The sequence below is a fragment of the Mariniflexile sp. TRM1-10 genome, assembly GCF_003425985.1.
Taxonomy (GTDB): Bacteria; Bacteroidota; Bacteroidia; order Flavobacteriales; family Flavobacteriaceae; genus Mariniflexile.
The window spans coordinates 37,501-62,933 of record NZ_CP022985.1 but is presented as its reverse complement, the minus strand read 5'-3'; the positions used below and the strand labels follow the sequence as shown (position 1 = coordinate 62,933).

Sequence of the window (25,433 nt, the reverse complement as noted above, 5' to 3'; positions counted from 1 at the left end):
CATGCCATATAATATCATTTTACATAAAGCAAAAAAATTCTCAACAGGACCAGGCACGCCATTGGTTAACGATTGGGTGTTTGTTCCAAGTTCCGGAGTTGAAAAAAACTATGTTATAGGTGGTGCGCTGCCAGGTAATTTAAATATAGACACGTTCATTAAAAATTACTTGCTAACAGGGTCTTACGGAAAAGTAATAGTACGGGCCAAAATAAATACACCTGGACAAGTAGGTAATTTAAATTGGGCTACATTATCCGGTCCCATAGCTGCCGCCACGCCTGCAGAACCTATTGGGATAACAGACAAAACAGGTTACGAGCTTACAAATTTAAATCTAAATGTAACCAATACCGTTAGTTTTATAAACACACAATTGCTTACTGAAGGTGCATATTTTGGTGTCATTGAATTTTTAGTATATAACGCTTCCGATTCACTAATACAACCGGTTCAAATAGGCGCTGCTGTTTTCTCATTTGTGCTAAATGTCATGTCGCAACCGCTTTTATCGGTAACACCTACTGCCTTGGTGTTTTCCATGATAAGAAATGGCGCGCTTCCTGCATCCCAAAATATAAATATCACGGCGGGTAGCTCTTGGATAGCTTCAACCGACAAAAAAGTAACGCTTTCTGAAGCTTCTACGGTAGACAATTCTTCTGCTACCCAAACGATCATTACAGGTACTTCTAATAAAACCGTAAGTGTTGGTATTGCTTCTGAAATTAATGGTTTTGCTGGTAATAAGTTCGAAACCGTTATAGTTATAAAAGAACCTGTAGGTACGACCCGATCGGTTTCTGTTACGGTAAACATTCTAGAAACAGATATTTTTACCATAACGCCTAAAAGTCTATTGTTTGAAGCCGTTAAAGGATTTACGGAAGCCGATGCGCAAGCGTTTCAAGTGTCGGGTTTTGGTGCATTTACTTTAACTGCACCAACATGGTTAAATTTATCGGCGTACAGTGGGGTGTCTTCTGGAACATTTATAGCCACGCCTATAAGCGCAAACAATCTAAGTTCTAAAACCTATACGGGCGAAATTGTTTTAAAAACCAATGTTGCCGAATATATACTACCTGTTACCTACATTGTTCATGGAAGTGTTAGTACCAATTTGCAGTCAAACAATTTCAATTTTACAAAAGATATTGAGTATATAAATATTAGAAATGCAAACCGAGACGACGAAAATGTGGTAAGGCTAACTTTAGACGTCAAAGTGTACAGTTACCTCTCGCATGCCGAAACCTTGCTTTCATACACGTATTTTTTACCTTTTTTTGAGTATAATGCGAGCTTTCATATCGGAGAAGTCATTGAGCGTTTGCTTAAAAAACCATCAAAAATTACCGATTTCAATCTAGAGAACCTAGATCCAGAAATTAATTTTTATCCGGTATACAAACCTGCTTCGGTCAATGCGAAAATCGAAATAATTAAGCGTTCAACTGCTGCAGTGATTTTAACCGAAAACCTCGATTATTTATTGTTTGTTAATGGCAAAAAACCTGCATCATTTATAAGCAATGGTGCAATATTGAGCAATAGTAAATCCATTAAACGGGTTACGAAAACATCGAGAGAGCTGCTTAATTTTTTAGTGCCTGCAGGTGGTTTCGAAATTAAGATTCAAAAAAACAAAGAAGCGTCAGAGACTATTGCGTCTAGAAATACCGATGGCCATAATATCTTTCAATATTATTTTGATTTCGCGGCATATAACCCTGCAGATGTTATTACGTTAAGTGTTTTGTCTCAAGGCAACGTATTTAAAAAAAGCTATCAATTAATTACTGAAGGCGATTATTCCAACCACATTGCCTTTATAAACCAATTCAATACGTTAGAGGTTCTAGAGCTATTGGGAGGTTATTCCCTGCAATCGGATATTAAAAAAATTACCCATAAATACTATAAAGATTTAATTGAGCATATCGAAACTTTAGAATCTACCAAAGATTTAAGGTTGCTTATTAATACGGGCAATATTTTTAAAGAAGACCAGGTAGTTATAGATGAAATGCTACGCTCTAAAAAAGCCTGGTTAATTTTTCCTGATAAACCGGCAATAGAATTGATTCCATTGGACAAAAAACTAACAAATTTCGACTCAGACCAAGAATTGTATGATTTTGAGTTAGAATTCCACATAAACCGCCAGCACGATGTTGAAAATTATACATTCTAGTTTCCAGCTAGATCTCTCGAATTACGATATTTCCATCGTTGAAGAAAATCATTGGTTTTCAGATACCTTCTTTACAAAGTTTACGCTGCCGTTTACTTTTTATATTACCGACGAACTAAATGCGGCCATCGGCGATTTATTGAGTCATAATTCCAACGATTGGGAAACGTACTTCGAAGTGTATTTTTATCATAACGGTAAAGAGCATGAGGCCATTTTTGAAATTGAGGAATTCACGGGAAGGGAAGGTTCTGGAGTCGTTCGATTTGGATTGGAAGAGTTGCCTAATTACAATAAAAAATTATCCGAATTACCTCTGGATGATTTTGCTTTAGAAGCTCCTGCAACCATATATACACATGCCGAAACCGTAATAACTAAAACATGGCCAGAAGTAAGCCATAATTTTGTTATGGTCCATACCGATAAATTTGATGCTGCAGAGGATCAGTGGCAGGCTTTTGAAGGTGTCATAAACAAACGTGTAGGTTCTGCTTTTGTGGTCAATGAATATGATGCAGTAGAAGACTTGCAGCTGAACAGAAACATCATGATGCCACAACCATATTTATTGTATGTACTACAAAAAGCGGTTGAAGATGCCGGCTTTACCTTGGCGGGCGATGTACTGGAAGATGTCGAACTTAAGAAGGCGCTCTTTAGCGAAATAAGCAGCTATTACCATACTATAAATGTAGATTCTACAGAATTAAAGATGCATAGTGGTGAACAGTATGGGTTTAAAGGTCACGATGGAAAATATAAAAAATCCATAATATTAACTGAAAAAGGACGATATAAAATAGCGGGAAACTTAACCATTAGGAGGTATTATTCTATTGCATGGGACAAGATTACTTTAAACGGTAAAAGGATTTGGCTAACCATTAAAGAAGGCATTGTTTTCAGTTATAAGGAATATACCAGGTTTGTAGACATGAACATCGATTTTTTTGAAGGCGACGAAGCTATTATAGAATATACTTCAGAGCAATATCCCGGCGCAATAATTGACGGCGAATTTGTGCCCGACCAACCGATTTGCGATTTATCAATCACCCAGCTATCAAAGCTAGATGCAAGCGGTAACCTGTTGCCTACTTTAGTGCTTCCAAACGAGGTAAAATTGGCTAAGTGCGTTCCGGATATGACGGTCGATGAGTTTATTACCATATTAAAAAATTGGAAAAACCTCGATTTAGTGCCTGAAGGAAATATTATGTACTTCAATTATATTGAAAGTCAAATAGATATTACCGACGCTAAGGATCTATCCTCTTACGAGGAAAAAACGCCCAGACGTTTGCCAGGCAGGGGCAAATCGTTTTTATTGAAATTTTCAGATGTCACTTCAGAAGACTATACCTTTGAAAAAGTGTTTGTAGATTTAAATGGGGTCACTACCAATGGCATCGAGACAAACGAAGATACTTCAGAAATAGTTATAGATGCAATTCCGTTGCCAATCATTAACCGTGGAAATATCATTACGGCACACCATTTTTTAGACGAAGGTTCCAAGCTAAAGGTAATTCTTTACGAAGGCGAAATTGGCAAAATAAATGCATCCGAAACGCCTTTTGAGCTGTTGATTCCTCAGGTATATGACAAACATTTCCTGAAGTGGTTTAATTTCCGTCTAACAGGTCAGAATTACGAATGGTCCTTTAAAATGTATGAAGAGATCATGCGTAATCTAGACATTAGAAACAAGGTGTTTGCCTATAAAAACTACCATATCATAAAATCCATGACCAAAGATTTGGTAAAGCCTGGCGTGTGGTTAATCCAATTGAACACGGAATCACTTAAACAGACCGTCGAGTAGATCGGCATTATTGTTTTTTTCCTGTTCCGCCAAATGTACATAGCACATCGTGTCTTTAATATCGCTATGATTCAATAGCTGCTGAACCGTAGTCACCGGACATCCCATAATAATGAGATTGGTAGCAAACGAATGGCGTGCCACGTGAAAGCTCACCTTTTTGTTGATGTTCAAGGCATCCATTATTTTCTTTAAAACCTCGTTAACATGCGCTTCGGAATAATGCTTGACAAATAAATCGGGGTTGTCGTTAATTATAAATTTTGCTTTTTCGTTGAAATTAATAACCTGCAGCTTTTGTCCTTTTACATTGTGCAAGGTATAGCTGTCGTGTTTAATGTGCTGGCGTTTCATGGCCATCACGTCCGATATGCGCAACCCGGTAAAGCAGCTGAACAAAAAATAACCTAGAACCAATTTGTAGCTTGGGCTTATAAATTCAGACTTACAATAGTTGTAGCAGCATTCAATTTCTTTGGCATTTAGGTAAGTTCTGTTGCCTTTGGTAGAACCTGGTTTAATATCTTCTAAGTCAATAGCGAGCTTGATGCCCAATTTGGTGGCATAGCGCAGATATTTCTTTATAACCTTTATATTGTTGTTCCTTGTCGTTTTGGCGTTGCCTAAAGCGGCCATGTGCCCCCGATACTTTACGAAAAAGTGTTGGTCGATATCGCAAAAAATTATTTCAGGTTTGTAAGCCTTCAGTTTTCTGAAAATACCTATTTCCTTTTTGTAGGTGTTCGGGTTCATGGTTTGCTTGTTGATGGTAAGCACTTTGTGATAAAACGCTACAAAGTTTGCGCGGGGCATTTCGTTATTGAATTCATCCAAAAAACTATCAATAGTCAATGTTTTGGAAGATAACCGGTAGTTGATTTGAATGTTATTTATTTTTGTACGAATACTGTTTAGCAATAGATTGGTGTCGTGTACTTCTTCCGCGGGCCCGTTAAGTTTACAGTCTTTGGCGTTCCAATATTTTGCTTTAACAAAAATATCCAGGTTTAACCTAACGCGCCTGTTTTTTGAAGAAACGTTTAGGTAGATAGGTGAAAGTCCATCTGAATTAATGTACTTACGAAGTTTAAAATTAATGGTCATTGGCACAAAGTTTTTGTTTGTGTCAATTCTTGTGTCAAAAAGAGTTAGGCTGTTGATCATGGTACCGAATTAAGTTAAGATTAGTGTAAAGGCTTGCATTTGCAAGCCTTGTTAACACTTCAATTCAGTACTTTAGTTGTTTTTAAAGAATCAAATTCTTTAAACTTGTGACCGGGCTGGGATTCGAACCCAGGACCCTTTCATTAAAAGTGAAATGCTCTACCAACTGAGCTACCAGGTCTTGTATTTTGTTTCTCTGTAACGAGGGTGCAAATATAAAACCTATTTTCAATAAAACAAGACTTTTTTAAAAGAATTTTTTGTTTTTTTGCAGTACTAAAACGTATGTTTTTAATAATCAATTTATAGCGTAAAAATGATTGTAATTTTAATTGGGTATATGGCTTCAGGAAAGTCTACTTTAGGTAGAATTTTGGCAAAAAAACTAGATTATGGGTTTTTAGATTTAGATGATTACATTGAAGAAAAAGAAAATTCGACCATTAGTAATATATTTAAATCAAAAGGAGAAATTCATTTCAGAAAACTAGAAGCGCATTATTTAAAAGAATTACTGGCTTCTAAAAGCAAATTAGTATTGTCTTTAGGAGGGGGGACGCCATGTTATAGTAATAATATGGATATAATTTTAAAAGCGAATAATGCAAAAAGTATTTATTTAAAAGCGTCTATCCCTACTTTAATTGCCCGATTGAAGAATGAAAAGAGCAAACGACCGTTAATTGCCCATATAGAAACAGACGATTTATTGGCTGAATTTATTGGGAAGCATCTTTTTGAGCGGTCTCAATATTATAATTTAGCGCATGTCACTATAACTACAGATAACAAACCAGAAAGCGATATCGTAGAAGAAGTCGTGTTACAGCTATTCTAAAACAACTTCAAACTTTTTGCCATCTAATACAACGTTTACATGCTCATGTAAAGAAGTGGAGAGTGAAATACCTTTAAAATCGGCTTTAACAGGATATTTTTTATGGTTTCTATTTACTAAAACAGCCGTTTTAAATTGTTTTAAGGGCACATTTAGAAAATGCTTCACACCATAAATTAAGGTTGTGCCTGAGTTTAAAACATCGTCAACCAATACCAGCGATTTATTTTCGTAATCTTCTGGTTGAATAGATGTTTTTATTGGCAGATGGGGATTTTTTTTATCAATATTTACTTTACATAGAATAGGATTGATGTTTGATATTTTTTGAAGTACGCTTTTTAATTTTTTGGCAAAAATGTAACCGTTACTATCTATACCGGCTAAAATAACTTCTTTTTCGTTTACATTATTCTCATAAATTTGAAACGCAATACGTCTTATTTTATGGTTAATTTCATCGTGGTTTAATATCACATTGTTTGTAACGTTCATATCGGTTGTATTGTTTTAAAGTATAAAATTACTCATTTTTACCTGTTTCTATTATTTTTTTCAGAGGAAGTTGTAATCTACATTCACTCTTCCGAGTCATCAGCTTTCAAAGGTGGTTCATCGGTAAAACCATCAATGTCTCTTCTATCTTTTTTAGTAGGTCTGCCAACGCCTTTTTTTCTGTAATAATCTTTTGAGTATTTTAAAAGTTCTTGCGCTTCAAACTGTTCCTTAGGAGTGGTATCGGTTCTATAAATGTCAACTAATTTAGCGCCAATCCTACTTTCAGGAATGTCGTTTACAGTAAGGCGGTAGTTTATTTGGTCTTTTCTTAATTCAATAACATCTTGAGGGTAAACTTCTCTACTGGGTTTAACAATTTCTTGATTTACACGAACATGCCCTTTTTTGCAAGCTGTAGTTGCAATAGTTCTTGTTTTGTAATATCTAACACACCATAAATACTTATCTATACGCATATAATTATTGTGAAATGAGCATGGATGAAAAAATATTCACCATATGAATTATTAATTATGAGAATTGCATCTGACCATATAAAAAATAAAATATACAGATGAAAACTACGTTAATGTTGTTATGCAAAATTATATTTAAATTGTATCTTGCGGCTCAAAAATAAGGAATAATGGAGTATTCTTTTAAGATTTAATAAAATCAAGAAAAGAATTCACAGGCCAAGCCTTTAAAAAACAAAATAACGCATGAATTTAAGAAAAGTAAGCCTATATCTGTTATGTTTAACCATTGGAGTGTTATCATGTAAGAAAGATGACGATCCAGATCCTGTTGTTATTGAGATAAGAGATAGGGCAGAGCAACAGCTTAAAGATAAAGATTCTTTGGATAAGTATCTAGATACTCATTATTATAATGCTAGCGAGTTCGAATCTAATACCAATCCTAGTATTTCGGACATAATTATTATCAAACGATTAGAAGGTGAAACTATTCCTGATGGATATACGAAGCTTAAAGATGCAGTTGGAATGCCAAAAACAACTATTTTTGCAGAGACAGATTATGAATATTACGTTCTTAAATTAAACCAGGGAGGTGGAGATTCACCTAAATTCAGCGATAAAATTCGTTTTAATTATGAAGGTTTTACACTTGATGATGTTGTTTTTGATTACTCTGTAAACCCTATAGATAGTGATTTAATAGGTAATGGCATTACAACTTCAGGGCTTATACCTGGTTGGAGAAAAGTAATACCTGAATTTAATACAGCTGAAAGTTTTATCGAAAATGGCGATGGCACCGTTAATTATACCAATAAAGGTTTAGGTGTCATGTTTTTACCTTCGGGTTTGGCCTATTTTTCTAATGCTTCTGGTGGTATTCCAGCCTATTCACCATTAATATTTAAGTTTGAATTATTACAAATGGCTGAAAACGATCATGACGGTGATGGCGTTCCCTCGTATCTTGAAGATTTGAATGGTGACGGAGAATTTACAGTAAATTTTGAAGATTTAACCGATGCTACAGATGATGATACCGATGGTGATGGTACGCCCGATTATATAGATGTCGATGATGATGGTGATGGTATTTCAACTATCAATGAAGATATCAATAAAGATGGCGATCCCACCAACGACGATTCAAATGACAATGGCATCCCTAACTATTTAGATCCAAATGATAAAATTAGAGAATAACAACATACTCGATATTTTTAAAACAAAAAACCTCGCCATTAGCGAGGTTTTTTGTTTTAAAGCAATTTATTTTTACGGTATTAAAGATAAACTTAAAATCAATTGGTCGGGTCTAGTGTCTAATCTACCAGTTCCAATACCATTGTTACCAATAAAAGTAGCTTCATTTTCGCTAAAACCACGTTCGTATCTTAAATCGATACCAACTTTATTAAAGTTAAGTCCAATACCAAAATTCAAACCAACTGTTAAATCATTTTCAACATCATCCATAGAAATACCATCAAATTCGGAGTCCAATATATATTGTAGCGACGGACCTCCAAAAACACTAATTGGGCCTATTACTTTTATGCCAACTAATAATGGGGCATCCAATTTTTGCATTTTAAAGCTATCGTCGTTGTAATCACTTTTGGTACTTGTATAAACCAATTCCGGTTTAAAGTAAATTTGGTTTCCAATTTTCCCAAACACACCAATATGGTAACCAATGTTCCTATCGGGGTTTTGTGCGTTATCACCAATAGATTCAAAATAATCGCCATTGGCATTATAATTTAATCCACCTTTTAATCCAAAACCGGTGGCCGATTGCGCATAAGTATATGATAATGTTGATACTAAAAATAATATTAGTAAAACTGATTTTTTACTAGCATTCAATTTGCTTTTTAAATGTCTCATAATTTTTGTTTTTAATTTTGACGTGGGGTTTTTGTTTCTCTAAAAATATATATCCAAAAATATATAATATCAAATTTTTCTATGTTATACAATTCATTTAGTTTTTTATATAATTCAAATGAACACGTATTCACATACAATCAAAAACGTTTTCAAAAGCAAATTATTTTCTTTTCATAACAATCAATATCATTTTTCAGTTAATTATCTTTGCCAACCAAAATGCTATTTATATAATTTGGTCTAGAATGATTTAAGTCAATTTAGCACTTAAGTGTCAGTCTGGGCATTGTCGAAGATATTAAAAATACATTCCAACAAGCTCAATGTGACAATGAATATAATTAGCCTGAATAACGTAATTAGACCCAGCAGGTTATAAATTTAACCTTTTTTATAAAAGCGATAAGAATACTAGATGAAATTTGAATTAAAAGCGAAAGACACCCAAAGTAAAGCAAGAGCAGGTACAATTACCACCAATCATGGTGTCATTGAAACCCCCATTTTTATGCCTGTCGGTACTGTAGGAACTGTAAAAGGGGTACATCAACGCGAGTTAAAAGAGGACATTAATCCAGATATTATCCTAGGGAACACCTATCATTTATATTTACGTCCACAAACAGACATTATAGAAAAAGCGGGCGGTCTTCATAGATTTATGAATTGGGATCGAAATATTTTAACCGATTCGGGTGGTTATCAAGTGTATTCGCTTTCTGCAAATAGGAAAATTAAAGAAGAAGGTGTTAAATTTAAATCGCATATAGATGGTAGTTACCATACGTTTACACCCGAAAACGTTATGGAAATTCAACGTTCAATTGGTGCCGATATTATTATGGCGTTCGATGAATGTACCCCATATCCATGCGACTACAAATATGCAAAACGTTCCATGCATATGACGCACCGTTGGCTGGATAGATGCATCAATCATTTAGAAAAAACGCCTTTAAAATATGATTACGATCAAGCCTTTTTTCCTATAGTTCAAGGTAGCACTTATAAAGATTTACGACAACAATCTGCCGAGTATATTGCCAATGCCGGAGCTGTTGGAAATGCCATTGGTGGACTTTCGGTTGGCGAACCCGCCGAAGAAATGTATGCCATGACTGAAGTGGTAACCGAAATTTTACCCGAAGACAAGCCCCGTTATTTAATGGGCGTTGGTACACCTATCAATATTTTAGAAAATATAGCGTTAGGTATTGATATGTTCGATTGTGTGATGCCAACTCGAAATGCCAGAAACGGTATGTTGTTTACAGCACACGGAACCATAAATATCAAAAATAAAAAATGGGAAGCCGATTTTTCGCCAGTAGATGACATGGGGATAACCTTTGTAGATACCGAATACACTAAAGCTTATCTAAGACATTTATTTACGGTTAACGAATTATTAGGAAAACAAATAGCTACCATTCATAATTTAGGGTTTTATTTGTGGTTGGTTCGTGAGGCAAGAAAGCATATATTAGCAGGAGATTTTAAAACTTGGAAAGACCAAATGGTAAAACAAATGGACAATAGGTTATGAAGAGTTAAGAGTTATGAAAAGTTATGAGTTAAGAGTTTAAAGTTTTCAACCAAAACCCAACACCTGATACCCAAAACCAAACAATAAATACCCAATTTGAAAATACTAGACTGGTACATATTAAAACGTTATTTGTTTACATTTTTTATGATGTTGCTATTGTTTATTCCCATAGGAATAACAGTGCATCTTGCTGAAAAAATAGGTAAAATTCTTGAAAGCGAAGTGCCAATAGGTGAAGTGCTCGTCTATTTTTATAATTTCACAATATATTTTGCACATTTACTCTTTCCGTTATTTTTATTTTTATCTGTTATTTGGTTTACATCAAAATTAGCCAATAACACCGAAATCATAGCTTTTTTAAGTTCAGGTGTGTCATTTTCCCGATTTTTACGTCCCTACATGATTGGCGCAACCATAGTTGGGGTATTAGCTATTTTACTAGGTTTATTTTTAGCTCCAAAAGCCAGCGAAGGCTTTAACGACTTTACTTATAAATATCTAAAAAAAGGTAAATCAGCTTTTGAAGAAACTGGCCAAAACGTTTTCAGGCAAATTAACGATAACGACATTATTTATGTGAGTAGTTTTGATGTAGCAAATAAAAATGGAAGTAATTTTGCGTTAGAGCATTTTGAAAAGAATGAACTAAAGTATAAGATAACAGCCAATAATATTAAATACATTGAGGAAGATACTACTTATAGATTGACCAATTATGTTAAGCGTACTATAGGTGTAAATGAAGATGAATTAGAAATCAGCGCAACCAAAGACACACTTTTTGCTTTTGATGTAGACGATTTAATTCCTGAAATTTATGCAGCTGAAACTAAGATGTATGGTGATTTAAAACAATTTATAGCCAAAGAAGAGGCCAGAGGTTCTTCAAATGTGGGGCGTTTTAAATTAGTATTATACCGAAAATGGAGTTTACCAGTTTCTGTGTTTATTTTAACCATTATTGCTGTAGCGGTATCTTCTATAAAACGACGTGGTGGTATGGGGGTTAATTTGGCAGTAGGGATATGTATTGCCATGGTTTTTGTGTTTTTCGATAAAATTTTTGGTGTTATGGCAGAACAATCCGATTTCTCACCACTAGTAGCTGCTTGGTTTCCAAATGTCGTTTTCGGTATTCTAGCCATTTTCCTGTTGCGCAATGCTAAACGTTAAGCTAAAAAATCATTTACATCTTCATTTCTTAGTTTTTATAGCTGGTTTTACTGCTATTTTAGGTGAATTAATTACCATTACGGCCATTCCTTTAGTTTGGTTTAGAATGGTAATGGCGTCTTTTTTGATTTTTATTTACATAAAAATAGCAAAGATTGATATAAGAATAAGTCTCAAATCAATTGTTAGATTATCTATTGCTGGTATTATTATAGCCTTGCATTGGATTACCTTTTTTGGAGCTATCGATGCATCAAACGTATCCATAACACTTGCCATGTTTTCTTGCGGTGCTTTTTTTGCGTCGTTAATAGAGCCTATAATTTATAAGCGACGTATTATTTGGTATGAAATTCTATTTGGAGTGATAGTAATAATAGGTGTTTTTATAATCACTAAAAGTGAAATAAAGTATATTAATGGCATCATTTTAGGAATTTCATCTGCGTTTTTGTCATCGCTTTTTGCAGTGTTAAACGGTAGTTTTTTAAAGCAGCATACAGCGACGGTTATTTCATTTTACGAATTTTTAAGTGGTGTTTTATTTATATCTATTTATATTTTGATTTTTGGTGGAGGCTTTTCTGCGGAGTTTTTTAATTTAAGTCATTCGGATTATGGATACTTATTTATTTTAGCCTCTATATGTACAGCTTATGCATTTATTGCAGCGGTGCATGTCATGAAGGTTATTAGTCCATATACAGTGGTTCTTAGCTATAATTTGGAACCTATTTATGGTATTTTTATGGCAGTTATTTTGTTTCCAGAAAAAGAATATATGAGTTCGTCATTTTATTACGGAGCTATAGTAATTATTGCCACGGTGTTACTAAATGCCATTCTAAAAAACATAAGATTGTTAAAAAACAAGTATTCTCTTTAAGAATTCTTATTTTTGTAAAGAAGTTAAAAGCCTCAACATTTTTATATTTTTATCAATTTAAAATGAAAAAATATGTAGGTTTGTAGACTAACTTAAGATTAATAGCCAAAATAAAATTCTTATGGAATATTTAGAATTTGAACTACCCATAAAAGAACTTGAAGACCAATTGCAAAAATGTAGAGTTATTGGTGAAGAGAGTGAAGTAGATGTTACTGAAACATGTTCAAATATTGAGAAAAAATTAGTTGCCACCCAAAAAGATATTTACAAAAACTTAACACCTTGGCAACGTGTGCAAATGTCTCGTCATCCAGATAGACCTTATGTTTTAGACTATATTCGTGCTATTTGCGGTGAATCTTTCTTAGAATTACATGGAGACAGAGGCTTTAAGGATGATAAAGCAATGATTGGTGGACTAGGTAAAATTGGTGACCAAAGTTTTATGTTCATTGGCCAACAAAAAGGTTATAACACCAAAACACGCCAATACAGGAATTTTGGTATGGCAAACCCAGAAGGTTATAGAAAAGCATTACGTTTAATGAAATCTGCTGAAAAATTTGGCATACCTGTAGTGACTCTTATAGACACGCCAGGTGCATTTCCAGGTTTGGAAGCCGAAGAGCGTGGACAAGGAGAAGCCATTGCTAGAAATATTTTAGAGATGACCCGCTTGAAAGTGCCAATTATCACCATTATAGTTGGTGAAGGTGCTTCCGGTGGTGCTTTAGGTATTGGTGTTGGTGATGTAGTTTTGATGCTTGAAAATACATGGTATTCTGTAATTTCTCCCGAATCTTGTTCGTCTATTTTATGGCGTAGTTGGGAGTTTAAAGAACAAGCTGCTGATGCCTTAAAATTAACAGCTACCGATATGAAGAAGCAAAAATTAGTAGATGAAATTATAAAAGAACCACTAGGTGGTGCACATAGAGATAGAGATAAAACATTTTCTACGGTTAGTAATGCCATTGTAAAATCGTTTGAAGAACTTAAAAACTTATCACCAAAAGATTTAGTTGCCAAACGTATGGATAAATATTCTCATATGGGAGTCTTTAAAGGCTAATACGTTTAATAACATAATACAAGAAAATCTGAAGTATAAAGCTTCGGATTTTTTTTGTGTTATTGACAATACTTATAAGTTATTAACAACTAAATTGTTAAAGACTAGTTAACAATCATAATTCATTTTCTAACAAAAAACACGTTCTTTTTAGTTACTTTCGTAGTTATGAAACAACCCGACCAAATTAGAGGATTTAAAGTTGACAAAAGTACATTGATTAGCCTTGAGAAAGGAAAAATACCACCACAAGCACTTGATTTAGAAGAAGTTGTGCTAGGGGCGATGATGATTGATAAAAAAGGAGTCGATGAAGTTATCGATATTTTGAGTCCAGACGCTTTCTATAAAGAAGCGCATCAACACATCTTTTCCGCTATATTTCAATTGTTTGAGAATAGTGAACCAATCGACTTATTAACCGTTTCAACACAATTAAAGAAAAATGCTAAGCTGGAGCTCGCAGGGGGTGATTTTTACCTCATTTCTTTAACCCAAAAAGTATCCTCTTCGGCACATATAGAGTTTCATGCACGCATCATTTTACAAAAATTTATTCAACGGAGTTTAATTAAAATTTCAAGTGAGATTATTGAAGATTCTTATGATGAAACCAAAGATGTTTTCGATTTATTAGACGCTGCCGAATCAAAATTATACGAAGTTACCCAAGGTAATATTAAAAAATCGAGCGAAACAGCTCAAGAATTAGTAATTCAGGCTAAAAAGAAAATTGAAGAAATTTCTAACAAGGAAGGGTTAAGTGGTATTCCAACAGGCTTTACCAAATTAGATAAATTAACATCGGGTTGGCAACCGTCCGATTTAATTATTATTGCAGCACGTCCTGGTATGGGTAAAACAGCATTAACCCTATCTATGGCAAGAAACATAGCCGTGGACCAGAATATTCCCGTAGCATTTTTCTCGTTAGAGATGGCTTCGGTACAATTAATAACCCGTTTAATTTCTAGTGAAACTGGACTGTCTTCAGAAAAATTAAGAACAGGAAAACTAGAGAAACACGAGTGGGAGCAACTTAATGTAAAAGTTAAAGGTCTTGAAAAAGCCCCTTTGTTTATTGATGATACACCGTCGCTTTCTATTTTCGATTTACGAGCAAAAGCGCGCCGTTTATCTTCGCAACATGGTATCAAACTCATCATGATTGATTATTTACAATTAATGACAGGAGGTAGCAACCATGGTGGAAACCGCGAGCAAGAAATATCGATGATTTCCAGAAACCTCAAAGCTTTGGCAAAAGAATTGAATGTACCCGTAATAGCACTGTCACAATTATCGCGTGCGGTTGAAACTCGTGGTGGTAGTAAACGCCCGTTGCTTTCAGATTTACGTGAATCGGGTGCTATTGAACAAGATGCCGATATTGTAAGCTTTATTTACAGACCGGAGTATTATAAAATCGATGAATGGGATGATGAAGAACGTTCACCAACCGAAGGACAAGGTGAGTTTATTGTAGCAAAGCACCGTAATGGTGGTTTAGAAAATATACGTTTAAAGTTTATTGGACATTTAGGTAAGTTCGATAATTTAGATGACTTTGATTCACCTTTCGAATTTCATTCTAAAATGAATGCTGCAGCAAACGATGATACATTTAAGTCCGATACGTTTAAAGCAAGTCCAGACCAAGCTTTTGGTAGTTCGTTTAATGATGATGATGATAACGATGTGCCATTTTAAATCCAATCTTCTGTTAAACTAATTTTAGAAAGAATAAAATTTAAGTATCTTTCAACGTAAATTATGGAAAGTTAGTCATTTCGGAGAAGAAGTGGCTGAGAAACCATATAAAGCTTAGCCTCAATTTTGAAAAAGATATTTGTCACATTATTTTTGTTATTCATAGGTTTAAAAACCTATGCATCCTACATTCTAATCCCTATGGATGCGGAGAGTCAAAAAAATCATTTAAAGGCATACGGATTAACCTATTGGGTATTAAGTAAAGAGCAAAAAATAAAATGGTTGCTTAATTTTCGTGGCGGTTCTTTTTTATTGCCCGATACACAAGAAATTCAACGAGAATGTCAAATTAGGGGCATATCGTTTGAAGTACTTTCTGATTCAAAAACCGAAAGCATTTTAGAAGAAATAAGTAGTCCGAGCCAAAACATGGAAGCCGTTATTTTAGAAAAAGCTCCTAAAATTGCTGTTTATACCCCAAAAGGAAAATTACCTTGGGACGATGCCGTAACCATGGTGTTGGAATATGCAGAAATACCTTATGAAACTATTTATGATGAAGAAGTGTTGAACGATGCACTTTTAGCATTCGATTGGCTGCACTTACATCACGAGGATTTTACGGGGCAATATGGAAAATTTTATGGTGCTTACAAAGCGTCATCCTGGTATATTGAAGAGAAGAAAGAGGCAGAAGCCTTAGCAACAAAATTGGGTTATAACAAGGTATCACAAGAAAAGCTGGATGTTGCTTTGAAAATAAGAGATTATGTTATTGGTGGTGGTTTTATGTTTGCCATGTGCAGCGCTACCGATAGTTTTGATATTGCTTTATCTGCCGAAGGTATCGATATTTGCGAACCCATGTTTGATGGTGATGGTAGTGATTCGGGGTATCAAAATAAAATTGATTATAATAAAACCTTTGCCTTTACAAATTACATTTTAGAACGTAACCCGAATGTTTATGAGTTTTCTTCTATTGATATGACTCAAAAGCGAGCAGTTTCCAAAACCTCCGATTATTTTTCTTTAATGGAATTTTCGGCTAAATGGGATCCTATTCCAACGATGCTATGCCAAAACCACACCGCTTTGGTAAAAGGTTTTATGGGTCAAACAACCGCTTTTACCAGAGATGAGATAAAATCGAATGTGTTGGTAATGGGAGAAACCAAGTCTAACGGAGAGGCTAAGTATATTCATGGCATAAAAGGAAAAGGCTTTTTTACTTTTTATGGTGGTCACGATCCTGAAGATTATCAGCATAGGGTAGGAGACTCTAAAACCGAACTCGATTTACATCCAACCTCACCTGGTTACAGACTCATTTTAAACAACGTATTATTTCCTGCAGCCCGAAAAAAGAAACAGAAAACTTAAACGTTTTTATTCAGCATCTTCAACAATAGTTACGCGGGTAAAAGTATATATAAAACCATCTGCACCAGTTCCACTTGTAGTCATATTTTGGTCTATTGTTAATTGGGTTTGGGTAGCAACCACTTTGCCAAATTCATTGGAATCTATAACAAGAAATTCGTCACTACCAACAGTTGTAACCGAAAAGTTATAAATTCCGGAATCAAAACCATCTTCAATGGTATCATCGGTGTTGGTATTATTAATTGTTAATTTATTGGTGGTATTATTAAAATGCCAAACAATATCATTGAGATCAAAATCATTATCAACACCTGCCACCCCACCACTTACATTCGTTAAATGCCAATACGTAGTTATTATTTGCTCTGGGATATCGTCATTATTACCAATAGAGCAGTTTGTTAAAGTAATAAAGCTTAAAAATGCAATTAAAATATTAGGTCTCATCGTATTTAAATTTAGGTTCTCTATTTTTGTATAGATGCTATTAAATTTAAAAGGTTGCGTTATTAAAACGAAAAATGCGGCGTGCAATTATATTTTAAAACTTAAATCTAGGCATCATTTTAATTTAATAATAAAGATATATGAAGTCCTTTCAAAAGCAAATAAAATTAAAGTCATACTCAAGAGGTTTTCACTTAATAACCGATACTGTTTTGGAGGCACTTCCAGAAATTAGTCAAATTAATATAGGGCAATTACAGGTATTTATTAAACACACATCGGCTAGTTTGACCATAAATGAAAATGCCGATTTTACGGTAAGAACAGATTTTGAAAGTCATTTTAACAAAATGGTTCCTGAAAATGCGCCTTATTATAAACATACTTATGAAGGTTCTGATGATATGCCTGCACATATTAAGGCCTCTTTATTAGGAACTTCGGTACAAATACCAATAACGAATGGAAAATTGAACTTAGGAATTTGGCAAGGAATTTATCTTTGTGAACATAGAAATCATGGTGGGTCAAGAGCAATTATTATAACCGCTTTTGGGATATAGAAGTGGTTTAAACTTTTTCCATTGGTTAAAAAATCGCCCTTTTTTGCCCACTCTACATCTTTTTTTCTTTCCGTAGCTTTTCCAACGCGACAAGCTGGCTCCTTCTCTAAAAAGGTTTACTAAACCTTTTCTTTACGCTCGGCCCTAACTCGAAAAAGACTTCGATTGAGTAAAATTGCCATTGCGCTGGCTGGCCCGTTCGCTAAAATAACCCACTGGGTTATTTTTTCACGCTCCCTCCTGCTTCAATCGAAAAAGTTTAAACCACTTCATAAAAAAATCCGATTCAATTAAGAACCGGATTTTTTGTTTAACATACCGAATATTTATTTTATAAACCAGCGTCATATTTAAAATAAGTGGCCCAATTTTTTCCAGGGAATGGACAACCATCACCCCAAGCTGTTTCTTCACAATCACCACATGGTGCAGGGATGGTAATAAAAATAGATTGCTTATTGTCAGTAGGTATAAGAACAATTACAATATCGTCACCACAACCAGGCACAAAGTCATTGTGAGCTAGAGCCATTTCAACAAGCATATTTATTCTGTCATTGTTGTAAGGGCCAGTGAATTGGCATAGCGTACATACACTATCATCAACTAACTTCCAAACAGCTATTTGAATATCACCAAAAGTATAATTACCTAATTCAGGAGTTGCTTCAGTTCCTATAAATCCTTGATTCATAAGCCAATTAAGGGCTCCGAAATTTTCAGGTTTTTCAAATTTACCAGCAGGAAGAGTTTCATAAGAAGAATAAACATCAGCAGTAAAACATTCATTATTGTTTAAAGTAGCGTCTTGATCTAGACACCAAGCATCAAATAAACCAGATAAAGAATTTCCATCAGCAATTTGTATATCGAAATAGCTTTCAGGTACACCTTTAGCTGTCACGCAAACATCCACTTGTTCTGGTAAAGACTGTTCAAATGCTTCACTTGTAACATCAGACACACAATTTACAACTGCATGGGCTGCAATATAGGTTCCTTTTGAAGTAGGAACATAATAAGTAGCACTTGTAACACAATCAAGCTCGTCATCACCATACTCAAATTGACCATTTGTAGGGTTACCATTATTATTTGGGAATAAATCTGGCGATTCAACAACAGATAAATGTGTAGATGTTAAACAATAACCATCAGCAGTAATATCGTAGGTTATTTTGTAGTCCGAACCTACAACTTCTACTTTCACTTTTCCAACTAACATGGTTTGTCCTGCTAATAAGTCAACTTCAGTTGCTGTTGTGCTGCAGGACCAGTCAAGTATTACTGAACTTGTTTTAGAAGCACTACTACTTGTAGCACTTAAACTCTGTTCAGAATCTAAGGGTTCGGTTTGGCAGCTATACATACCAAAAAGCATTAACACGCCTACAAGAAAGGCATAACTTGCATAAAATTTAATTCTCATAATGTTGTAATTTTAAGTTAAAGTGTTGATTTTTTTGCTATTAATCGAATCACCCTAGTAGGAAGGTTTAAAATCTGATACAAAATTATATAGATTCGTTTAACATGATTAAAATATTTGTTTAGCTGCAATTAAATTCGATTAAAGGATTATTCAGTATGATTTATTCTCATTATTTAGAAGGTTTGTTGAATTATGTTAAATTTTCATAGATGAAGTTTGAGAATATATTATATTTATCTGCAAAAGCAAAAAAAAATTAATGGCTATTTCAGTTTTAATTCCAGATGGCGATAGCCATTTATTAATTTATGTGGTAAATAGTTTGTCTCAAGTTAAGGATGTTGAAATTTATATTATGTCTAATCAAAGACATATTCCAATGAGATATTCGAGACATATATTTCATTTTTCTTACTATCCTAAAACAAATGAAGAACTAGAGTGGATTAAAAACATTAATGAAGAGTCAAAAAAGCATAAGATTGACGTAATAATGGCAATTTATGAAAAGGGAATTGAAGCATTAATAAAATATAAAGATAAAATATTATTTAAAGATAAATTATGTTTACTACCTGCCTATAATAATTTTAAAATAGCGAAGAATAAATGGAAATTAGCAGAGCATTTATTGACTAATAACTTGCCGTTTCCAAAAAGTTATTTATATAATTCAAATAATTTAACTACAGATGAGACCATAAAATTTCCAATAATAGTTAAACCGACAGAAGGGATAGGGGGCGGAACGGATGTGAATATTTTTAAGGACTTAGCGGGTTTACAAGAATATTTTGCAATTAACAAATTAAATGATCACGAATTTATTATTCAAGAATATATAGAGGGTTATGATATAGGTTGCAGTGTTTTATGTAAGTCTGGTTCTATTTTGGCATTTACAATTCAAAAAGCAACCATGAATGCCGATAATCCGTTCGCTCCTTTATTGGGAGTTAAATTTGTATATGAAGAGCAGTTGTATGAGATTATTGTAAAGTTAATCAAATCACTTAATTGGTCTGGTGTAGCCCATGTAGATTGTAGGTTTGACATAAAAAGTAATACATTTAAGATTATTGAAGTTAATACCCGGTTCTGGGGATCTTTAGATGCATCATTAATTGCTGGCGTTAATTTCCCTTATTTATATTGTTTAACAGGTTTAAATAAGCAGTTTGAGTTGCCAAAGTATAAAAAGGTAAATTATTTAAACTTAAAAGGATTAGTTAAAAGTATAAGAAATAATGTTCTTTTCATATTTCATTTCAAATTTATATTGAATAATACGTCTTTTAAATATGCTTTAAATGACCCAGTTCCGATGGTTTATAAATTTGTTATGAGAACTAAAAATATTATATTAGAAAAAATAAAGCATCATTTTAATCGGGTTTAGTATAATTACTTGCTACTTTTTTTCTTTTTCCAGATGATAAAGGAGGGATTTCATCCACATAAATGATACTTACTTTAGCATCATTTCCAAAGTCATTTTTAATATCATTTATCAATTCTTTTTCATTAGGAAATGAACTTTGTATATTTAACTTAACAGTATATTCTTTTTCGTTTTCTTGAATAAATTGATATTGTTTTAACCAATGAAAGTATTTGTAAAATATGGTATGTATTAAATGTGGAGATATTATTTTGCCACTGGTGTCATATAAGATATCCATTTTTCTTCCTTCAATAGTTTTAAATTTATAAAGATCATTACCTATTTGAGGGGTTTCAAAAGCTCCTATGTCTCCAGTATCATACCGTATAAGAGGTATACAATAATTAAATAAATCGGTTATCACAATACGTCCTAATTCCCCCAATTCGGCTTTGTCATTAGAATCCATTTTCAATATTTCTACATGATAGCTAGCCCAATTAATATTAAAGCAGTTGCTGTCATCATTTGGGTCTTGTTGTGCCAAAATTCCCATTTCTTCATTCGAATATCTTGAAACTACTTTTGTATTGAAATGCTTTTTTAAACTTGTCTTTAGGTCATTATTTAAAAATTCTGAGACAGTTATTATTGAATGAATATTGAAATGTTTTGAGTTGAAAGAACCATTTGCTTCAAAGTATTTACAAATGTTTTCAAAGGCAGATGGTAAGCCTATAATGGTTTTTGGTTTTGAGCTGTTTTTGAGTTTATTTAAAAAAGCTTCAATTTGGAAACTTTCAAAACTTGAAATATCAATATATTCCAGGTTTTTAATTCTAGATTTAAGTAAATTATTATTTTTAAAGTGCCTCCAAGCTTCTAAAAAATAAAGTTTCTCTCCAATAATATATCCGCTTTTTTGGAAAAAATATATGACATCGGCAGTATTTCTGTGCCTTTTATTTTTGTCTTGAAATAAATAAAAAGGGATGCCTGTTGAACCACTAGTTGAGACTTTGTGTTTTGTTTTTTTTAAAAAAAAATCTGATTGAAAAGTATTAAAATTATTTTGAATAATACTTTTATTTATAACAGGAAACTCTTCAATATTTTTTAATTTATCATATTGTTTATAAAACAATGTTGTGCTTACCGCATGATTAATTAAGTTATTTATGTGTTGTTGCCTTTTTGGATTGGAACCATTATGGTTTTCTAATATTTTAGAAATATCGGTTAAATGGTTTTTTATTTTGCTTCCTTTAATGAAATCTAACGCCCAAAAACTTATATTTCTTATACGGTTAGATAAATACATATACTTGTGTTATTAGGTTTATAAATTTACATTTATTTTAAATTTAAATCAAAAAAAATCCGATTCATTTGAATCGGATTTTTATATATTAAGCGAATATAATATGTTTAACAATGGCGAAAACGCCTTATTTTACTTTCTCTATTACGGCTTTAAAAGCCTCTGGGTTATTCATGGCTAAATCTGCTAAAACCTTACGGTTTAATTCAATATCATTAGCTTTTAATTTCCCCATAAATTGAGAATAAGATAATCCATATTCTCTGGCGCCTGCGTTTATACGCGCAATCCATAATGCACGGAATGTTCTCTTTTTGTTTCTACGGTCTCTATACGAATATTGCATCGCTTTCTCAACCGCATTTTTTGCTACTGTCCAAACGTTTTTACGACGTCCAAAGTAACCTTTTGCTTGTTTTAGAACCTTTTTTCTTCGGGCTCTTTTTGCTACAGAATTTACTGATCTTGGCATAATTTTAATTGTTTTTTTGTAGTAGGCGATTCTTTAATTCTGAATTTTGAATTCTGAATTCTGAATTCTTTATGGCCTAACTCCAGGGTTTATAATTTATTTTAACCGGTTAAAAAGTTGTTACTTTAAACGTAACATCAATTTAACATTATTCTCATCCGCCTTATCTACTAATGTATCATGCGTCAAAGCGAGCTTACGTTTTTTAGACTTCTTTGTTAAGATATGACTTTTAAAAGCGTGCTTTCTTTTAATCTTACCAGTACCAGTTAGCTTAAAGCGTTTTTTGGCACTCGATTTTGTTTTCATTTTAGGCATTTTCTTTTCCTAGGTTTTAATTATTTCGCTTAATTACGTTGTGCTGAATTTATTTCAGCATCTTATTTATATAAGATATACTTTTCTTTACTTTTTTGGAGCAATAAACATGGTCATACGTTTGCCTTCCAATTGAGGCATTTGTTCTACTTTACCAAATTCTTCAAGATCTTGGGCCAATCTTAATAATAAAATCTGTCCTTGCTCTTTAAACACGATAGAACGTCCTTTAAAGAAAACAAATGCTTTAAGTTTAGCACCTTCTTTTAAGAACTTTTCGGCATGCTTCTTTTTAAACTCGTAATCATGATCGTCGGTTTGAGGTCCAAATCGAATTTCTTTAATTACAACTTTAGTAGCTTTGGCTTTAATAACTTTATCACGCTTCTTTTGTTCGTAAAGAAACTTTTTATAATCCATAACTTTACAAACAGGAGGATCTGCATTTGGAGAAATCTCTACTAGATCAAATCCTTGCTCGTCTGCTATTTTTAAAGCATCTCTGGTAGAATACACACCTATTTCTACGTTTTCGCCTACCAGACGAACGTTGGGTGCACTAATCTTAGAGTTAATTCTATGTTTATCCTCTTGTGAAACCCTTTTTGCGGGTTGCGATTTTCTTCTAATTGCTATGGCTTTATATTTTTTAAGTTAAACTTATTTAAAACGGTTTTAACGTTTTGCTTATTTCTGTTTTGATAATTTTTGAGAAGTCTTCAATAGAAATCATTCCTAAATCTTCTCCTCCGTGCATGCGCACAGTTATTTTGTTTTCTTTTTCTTCTTGCTCACCAATGATAATCATAAAAGGGTGTTTTTGCATTTCAGCTTCCCTAATTTTCTTACCAATTGTTTCATTCCTATGGTCTACAAGGGCGCGAATTTCGTCATTTTCTAGCAAATTTAAAACTTTTTCAGCGTATTTTTCATATTTCTCACTAATTGACAGTATAATAGCCTGTGTTGGCATCAACCAAAGTGGGAAATTACCAGCGGTATGTTCTAATAAAATAGCAATAAAACGCTCCATACTTCCAAAAGGAGCTCGATGTATCATTACAGGTCTGTGTAATTCATTATCACTGCCTTTATACGTTAAATTGAAACGCTCAGGTAAGTTGTAATCGACTTGAATAGTACCTAATTGCCATTGACGACCAAGCGCATCTTTTACCATAAAATCTAGTTTAGGTCCATAAAAAGCAGCTTCACCAGTTTTTACGGTATAATTCAAACCTTTATCTATGGTGGCACTCATAATAGCATTTTCAGCTTTCTCCCAGTTTTCTAAGCTACCTATATATTTATCAGGATTTTCAGGATCTCTTAACGATACTTGGGCGGTAAAATTTTCAAATCCTAACGAGCCAAATACATAAAGTACCAAATCAATCACATTTTTAAACTCAGTATCTAGTTGGTCTGGTGTACAAAATAAATGCGCATCATCTTGAGTAAACCCCCTTACACGTGTTAAACCATGTAATTCACCACTTTGTTCATATCTATATACAGTGCCAAATTCAGCATAACGCTTAGGTAGATCTTTATAGCTCCATTGGCTGTTGTTGTAAATTTCGCAGTGATGCGGACAGTTCATGGGCTTTAACAAAAATTCTTCACCTTCTTTTGGTGTATGTATTGGCTGAAAACTATCGGCACCATATTTAGCATAATGCCCGGAAGTAACATAAAGTTCTTTTTGTCCAATATGAGGTGTAATGACCATTTCGTAACCAGCCTTTTTTTGTGCTGCTTTCAAAAAATTCTCTAGACGTTCACGTAATGCAGCACCTTTTGGCAACCACAAAGGAAGTCCTTGCCCCACTTTTTGGGAAAATGTAAACAACTCCAATTCTTTGCCGAGTTTTCTATGGTCGCGTTTTTTAGCTTCTTCAAGTAATTCCAAATATTCTGTAAGCTCTTTTTGCTTTGGAAATGAAATAGCATAAACACGTGTCAATTGCGGATTGTTTTCATTACCTCTCCAATAAGCACCAGCAACACTTAAGATTTTAACGGCTTTTATAATGCCAGTATTTGGTATATGGCCACCACGACACAAATCTGTAAACGTAGAATGATCACAAAAAGTAATCGTGCCATCTTCAAGATTTGTAATTAACTCTGTTTTAAACTCATTACCTTTATATAAATCTAAGGCTTCAGCTTTTGTAGCAGAGCGCATTTTAAAATCATGCTTTCCACGAGCAATTTCCAACATCTTGTCTTCAATCGCTTTAAAATCTTTTTCAGATACTACATGTTCACCAAAATCAACATCGTAATAAAACCCGTTTTCAATCGCAGGACCAATAGTAAGTTTAGCACCTTTATATAGTTCTTCAATAGCCTGCGCTAACACGTGAGCAGATGAATGCCAAAAGGCCGTTTTTCCTTCGCTGTCGTTCCAAGTATATAAAACCAACGAGCCGTCGGTGGTTAAAGGCGTTACGGTTTCCACGGTTGTACCATTAAAATTTGCTGAAATCACGTTTCTAGCAAATCCTTCACTAATGCTTTTTGCAACATCCATTGGTGTAACGCTCGCTTCAAACGTTTTCACACTGCCATCGGGTAATGTAATATGTATCATTAAAATAAATTAAATTCAGTGTGCAAAGATAGGAGTATAAACAAATACATACAATGAACTCGTTTAAACTTTTTTAATTGAAGCGAAAATTAGTCATTTTGCGCTCGATTGAAGACATTTTAGAGTTGCATAGCAGGGCTATGGAACGAAGAAAAGGCAAAAAGTGAGTGTAAAAGGACAATTTTTTAACCAATTGTAAAAAGTTTAAACGA

23 protein-coding genes and 1 tRNA gene are annotated in these 25,433 nt (G+C 33.6%); 12 read left to right on the top strand and 12 right to left on the bottom strand.

The features are described from left to right. The first annotated feature begins 1 nt into the window (after window position 1). Both CJ739_RS00285 and CJ739_RS00280 read left to right on the top strand, forming a co-directional pair. The gene (locus tag CJ739_RS00285) at window positions 2–2,197 is read left to right on the top strand and encodes a hypothetical protein (RefSeq protein WP_117172047.1); all 2,196 of its coding nucleotides are present in this window, start codon (window positions 2–4) and stop codon (window positions 2,195–2,197) included. After that, window positions 2,175–4,025, top strand: a complete 1,851-nt coding sequence (locus CJ739_RS00280; RefSeq protein WP_117172045.1) for a hypothetical protein — start codon at window positions 2,175–2,177, stop codon at window positions 4,023–4,025. Before CJ739_RS00285 ends, CJ739_RS00280 begins: the two co-directional genes overlap by 23 nt. Here CJ739_RS00280 and CJ739_RS00275 read toward each other — a convergent pair. Both CJ739_RS00275 and CJ739_RS00270 read right to left on the bottom strand, forming a co-directional pair. Continuing rightward, window positions 4,002–5,129, bottom strand: coding sequence for a site-specific integrase (locus CJ739_RS00275; protein WP_162880075.1), 1,128 nt, complete (start codon window positions 5,127–5,129; stop codon window positions 4,002–4,004). The two genes, CJ739_RS00280 and CJ739_RS00275, sit on opposite strands and share 24 nt — an antisense overlap. Before the next feature lie 168 nt (window positions 5,130–5,297). Beyond that, a tRNA-Lys gene (locus CJ739_RS00270) sits at window positions 5,298–5,370 on the bottom strand. A gap of 135 nt (window positions 5,371–5,505) precedes the next feature. Here CJ739_RS00270 and CJ739_RS00265 point away from each other — a divergent pair. Further along, the gene (locus CJ739_RS00265; RefSeq protein ID WP_117172041.1) at window positions 5,506–6,027 is read left to right on the top strand and encodes a shikimate kinase; all 522 of its coding nucleotides are present in this window, start codon (window positions 5,506–5,508) and stop codon (window positions 6,025–6,027) included. Here CJ739_RS00265 and CJ739_RS00260 read toward each other — a convergent pair. Both CJ739_RS00260 and CJ739_RS00255 read right to left on the bottom strand, forming a co-directional pair. Beyond that, complete coding sequence (locus CJ739_RS00260; RefSeq protein ID WP_117172039.1) at window positions 6,019–6,522, bottom strand: phosphoribosyltransferase family protein; 504 nt, start codon at window positions 6,520–6,522, stop codon at window positions 6,019–6,021. The two genes, CJ739_RS00265 and CJ739_RS00260, sit on opposite strands and share 9 nt — an antisense overlap. A gap of 83 nt (window positions 6,523–6,605) precedes the next feature. Beyond that, window positions 6,606–7,001, bottom strand: a complete 396-nt coding sequence (locus CJ739_RS00255) for an RNA-binding S4 domain-containing protein (RefSeq protein WP_117172037.1) — start codon at window positions 6,999–7,001, stop codon at window positions 6,606–6,608. Window positions 7,002–7,247: 246 nt separating this feature from the next. Between CJ739_RS00255 and CJ739_RS00250 the strand changes: the two genes are divergently transcribed. Further along, window positions 7,248–8,210 (top strand): FKBP-type peptidyl-prolyl cis-trans isomerase, encoded by a 963-nt coding sequence (locus tag CJ739_RS00250; RefSeq protein WP_117172035.1) that lies wholly within the window; start codon window positions 7,248–7,250, stop codon window positions 8,208–8,210. Between the two features lie 72 nt (window positions 8,211–8,282). Here the strand turns inward: CJ739_RS00250 and CJ739_RS00245 are convergent, their stop codons facing one another. Then, entirely contained in the window at window positions 8,283–8,897 is a 615-nt protein-coding gene (locus CJ739_RS00245; RefSeq protein WP_117172034.1) for an outer membrane beta-barrel protein, read from the bottom strand. Window positions 8,898–9,315: 418 nt separating this feature from the next. On the opposite strand from CJ739_RS00245, the gene tgt reads away from it, so the two are divergent. The 6 genes from tgt to CJ739_RS00215 all read left to right on the top strand — a co-directional run bounded on the left by tgt (window position 9,316) and on the right by CJ739_RS00215 (window position 16,682). After that, on the top strand, window positions 9,316–10,446 hold the full coding sequence (gene tgt / locus CJ739_RS00240; RefSeq protein WP_117172032.1) for a tRNA guanosine(34) transglycosylase Tgt: 1,131 nt from the start codon (window positions 9,316–9,318) through the stop codon (window positions 10,444–10,446). Window positions 10,447–10,542: 96 nt separating this feature from the next. Beyond that, window positions 10,543–11,625: an LptF/LptG family permease gene (locus tag CJ739_RS00235; RefSeq protein WP_117172030.1), complete on the top strand. Its 1,083-nt coding sequence runs from the start codon at window positions 10,543–10,545 to the stop codon at window positions 11,623–11,625. Next, entirely contained in the window at window positions 11,612–12,511 is a 900-nt protein-coding gene (locus CJ739_RS00230; protein WP_117172028.1) for a DMT family transporter, read from the top strand. The genes CJ739_RS00235 and CJ739_RS00230 overlap by 14 nt, the downstream gene beginning before the upstream one ends. Window positions 12,512–12,632: 121 nt before the next feature. Continuing rightward, window positions 12,633–13,586: an acetyl-CoA carboxylase carboxyltransferase subunit alpha gene (locus CJ739_RS00225; protein WP_117172027.1), complete on the top strand. Its 954-nt coding sequence runs from the start codon at window positions 12,633–12,635 to the stop codon at window positions 13,584–13,586. Between the two features lie 168 nt (window positions 13,587–13,754). Further along, complete coding sequence (gene dnaB / locus CJ739_RS00220) at window positions 13,755–15,296, top strand: replicative DNA helicase (protein ID WP_117172025.1); 1,542 nt, start codon at window positions 13,755–13,757, stop codon at window positions 15,294–15,296. Between the two features lie 201 nt (window positions 15,297–15,497). Further along, window positions 15,498–16,682: an asparagine synthetase B gene (locus tag CJ739_RS00215; RefSeq protein ID WP_117172023.1), complete on the top strand. Its 1,185-nt coding sequence runs from the start codon at window positions 15,498–15,500 to the stop codon at window positions 16,680–16,682. Window positions 16,683–16,688: 6 nt separating this feature from the next. Here the strand turns inward: CJ739_RS00215 and CJ739_RS00210 are convergent, their stop codons facing one another. After that, complete coding sequence (locus CJ739_RS00210) at window positions 16,689–17,132, bottom strand: hypothetical protein (RefSeq protein WP_117172021.1); 444 nt, start codon at window positions 17,130–17,132, stop codon at window positions 16,689–16,691. Between the two features lie 140 nt (window positions 17,133–17,272). Between CJ739_RS00210 and CJ739_RS00205 the strand changes: the two genes are divergently transcribed. Further along, on the top strand, window positions 17,273–17,695 hold the full coding sequence (locus CJ739_RS00205; protein ID WP_117172019.1) for a secondary thiamine-phosphate synthase enzyme YjbQ: 423 nt from the start codon (window positions 17,273–17,275) through the stop codon (window positions 17,693–17,695). 331 nt (window positions 17,696–18,026) lie between these two features. On the opposite strand, the gene CJ739_RS00200 is transcribed toward CJ739_RS00205, so the two are convergent. Next, window positions 18,027–19,124, bottom strand: coding sequence for a hypothetical protein (locus CJ739_RS00200; RefSeq protein ID WP_117172018.1), 1,098 nt, complete (start codon window positions 19,122–19,124; stop codon window positions 18,027–18,029). A 262-nt stretch (window positions 19,125–19,386) separates the two neighbouring features. On the opposite strand from CJ739_RS00200, the gene CJ739_RS00195 reads away from it, so the two are divergent. Beyond that, the gene (locus tag CJ739_RS00195) at window positions 19,387–20,526 is read left to right on the top strand and encodes a carboxylate--amine ligase (RefSeq protein ID WP_117172017.1); all 1,140 of its coding nucleotides are present in this window, start codon (window positions 19,387–19,389) and stop codon (window positions 20,524–20,526) included. On the opposite strand, the gene CJ739_RS00190 is transcribed toward CJ739_RS00195, so the two are convergent. The 5 genes from CJ739_RS00190 to thrS all read right to left on the bottom strand — a co-directional run bounded on the left by CJ739_RS00190 (window position 20,513) and on the right by thrS (window position 25,221). Continuing rightward, complete coding sequence (locus CJ739_RS00190; protein WP_117172015.1) at window positions 20,513–21,832, bottom strand: phenylacetate--CoA ligase family protein; 1,320 nt, start codon at window positions 21,830–21,832, stop codon at window positions 20,513–20,515. The genes CJ739_RS00195 and CJ739_RS00190 overlap by 14 nt on opposite strands. 127 nt (window positions 21,833–21,959) lie before the next feature. Then, window positions 21,960–22,304 (bottom strand): 50S ribosomal protein L20, encoded by a 345-nt coding sequence (gene rplT, locus CJ739_RS00185; protein WP_117172013.1) that lies wholly within the window; start codon window positions 22,302–22,304, stop codon window positions 21,960–21,962. A 120-nt stretch (window positions 22,305–22,424) separates the two neighbouring features. After that, window positions 22,425–22,622, bottom strand: coding sequence for a 50S ribosomal protein L35 (gene rpmI, locus CJ739_RS00180; protein WP_117172011.1), 198 nt, complete (start codon window positions 22,620–22,622; stop codon window positions 22,425–22,427). A gap of 87 nt (window positions 22,623–22,709) precedes the next feature. After that, a complete protein-coding gene (gene infC, locus CJ739_RS00175) occupies window positions 22,710–23,258 on the bottom strand; it encodes a translation initiation factor IF-3 (RefSeq protein WP_205419400.1) in 549 nt (182 codons plus the stop codon). A 28-nt stretch (window positions 23,259–23,286) separates the two neighbouring features. Then, the gene (gene thrS, locus CJ739_RS00170; RefSeq protein ID WP_117172007.1) at window positions 23,287–25,221 is read right to left on the bottom strand and encodes a threonine--tRNA ligase; all 1,935 of its coding nucleotides are present in this window, start codon (window positions 25,219–25,221) and stop codon (window positions 23,287–23,289) included. Between the last annotated feature and the right edge of the window lie 212 nt (window positions 25,222–25,433).